At 41.1% G+C, this 1,987-nt stretch carries 1 protein-coding gene and 1 pseudogene; both read left to right on the forward strand.

The window, feature by feature from the left end:
* The first annotated feature begins 589 nt into the window (after window positions 1–589).
* The gene (locus tag I8U19_RS17050; RefSeq protein WP_198056617.1) at window positions 590–1,399 is read left to right on the forward strand and encodes a YitT family protein; all 810 of its coding nucleotides are present in this window, start codon (window positions 590–592) and stop codon (window positions 1,397–1,399) included.
* 203 nt (window positions 1,400–1,602) lie between these two features.
* A pseudogene (locus I8U19_RS17455) lies at window positions 1,603–1,946 on the forward strand (GNAT family N-acetyltransferase); the annotation flags it as partial.
* Window positions 1,947–1,987 lie beyond the last annotated feature (41 nt).

Consider the following 1,987-nt stretch of genomic DNA (forward strand, 5'->3'; position numbering starts at 1 on the left):
GCCAGCGTTCATCCTGAGCCAGGATCAAACTCTCCGATAAAGATCTAGCTCAAAAAGAATCAACAGGTCATGCTTCACTCTTTAGTTTTCAAGGAACACTCTCCATCGCCGCTGTTTTTAACGCGACAGCAATGAATATTCTACTACAACAGAACTGATTTTGTCAACAACTTTTTTATTGGTTTGTTCAGTTGTAATAAATTCTTGTCGCAACAGCAACGGAAACTACTATACAACTCTCAAACAAGGATGTCAATACTTTTTTAGAAAAAAAACTTATACTTTTATATGGTGCTGTCCAGTAAAAACCGTCTTCTTTCCCCATGGTGCCCCGAACGGCAGAGGCCCAATTTCACATAAAAACCCGTATCGTTTTTGAATATGCAGGATGAGTAGTATTCTCCCCGATTGAAGTACTTTTCATTAACATTCTCACAAAGCCGTTGCGAAAAAATAAGGTAAGCCATGAAACAGAAAATTACTGAAAGAAAAAAATTACTTCTGCCGCTTCTGCATCTCTTATATTCCAATTGTTCCAGTTTCTCAACTTCGCTATAATGTCTATATTGTTTGAGGAGGGGGTGAGAATTTGTCTAAAATCGTCACAATCTTTTTTGCATCGATCATCGGAGCGGTTGCCTACAATTCATTTTTGTTGCCGCACAAAGTCTTGAGCAGCGGTGTGACCGGAATCGCAATGATCATCGGACTGCTGACTCCCATTAACACGGGAATCATTAACCTGGCGCTTAATATTCCACTGTTTGTCATCGGCTCCTATAAGCTGGGAAAAAAATTTATGTTTTATACTATTTTTTCTGTTGCCGTGACATCAATCGCCATGGTCTATATCCCGGTTAAGCCCCTGTCTACCGATCCGATTTTATCAACAGTGTTCGGGGGAGTGCTGGCCGGCGTCTCTTACGGACTTATTTTTCGTTCCTCGGGTTCCACAGGCGGATTCGATATCATTGGCTTATTACTAACCCGTAAAAAAGATTTTCCCCTTGGGAATTTGCTTTTTGCCATGAATGCGATCGTTGTGTTTATCTCGGGGTTTTTGTTCAGTTGGGATATCGCCTTGTATACGTTGTTGTCCATCTTCACTGCAGGAAAATTGACAGATACGATCCACACCAGTCACGTCAAACTCACTTTGATGATCATCACCAGCAAAGGAGAGGAGATCAAACAGGTTCTTCTGTCCAATTTTGTCCGGGGAATTACCATTGTCGACGGTGAGGGAGCTTTCTCCAAAGAGAAAAGAAAGATTTTATTTATGATTATTTCCCGCTATGAACTTGCCAAAGTGAAAAAGCTGATCAAGGAAACCGATCCCAAAGCGTTTGTCAATATCACGCAAACGATTGAGGTCATGGGATATTTCAGGAAAAATTAACTCAGTCAACAAACTATTTATTTACAGCAAACGACATGATATGGAACTCAATCCATACATGTCTTTTTATTTTAATGAAAGCTTCATTCAGTGTTGGGTTTTTCATTTATTGGTGCCGCCATGCGTTAAACCAATTCGGTTTTCCTTTTGTTTTACTCAAGAAAAACTCTCCCTGTGCCATCCACCGCTGAAGCCCCACCTTTGATCGAAAGAATCAAAAAATTATCAGCACCATTGAATACGGTCCCCCGAGAGAGCTGATCAACCGTTGCACAGATGGAACATTGAAAGAATTGCCGGAGATAGGAACTGTGTTTGTTCATCCGGATTATCAAGAATTGGAACTTTGCTCTTCAATGTAATGATTCTCACCCTGATTAACAAGGGAATCAATGAATTTTGTCCGGACAGCGGATATCCCAATGCACAGAAAATATGGCGAAAGAAATCGGGTGAGCCTGATTATTTGCTGAAAGATTATTGGGGCCCGGGGCATGACCATATGATTTGGAGGAGATCCACACATGATATTCGCATCATATTTTAAAAGATGAAAGTCATGGCTCTGCGTCCCGGCCGGACACAATC

It is taken from the genome of Thermoactinomyces sp. CICC 10523 (assembly GCF_016055105.1).
GTDB classification, from domain to species: Bacteria; Bacillota; Bacilli; order Thermoactinomycetales; family Thermoactinomycetaceae; genus Thermoactinomyces_A; species Thermoactinomyces_A daqus.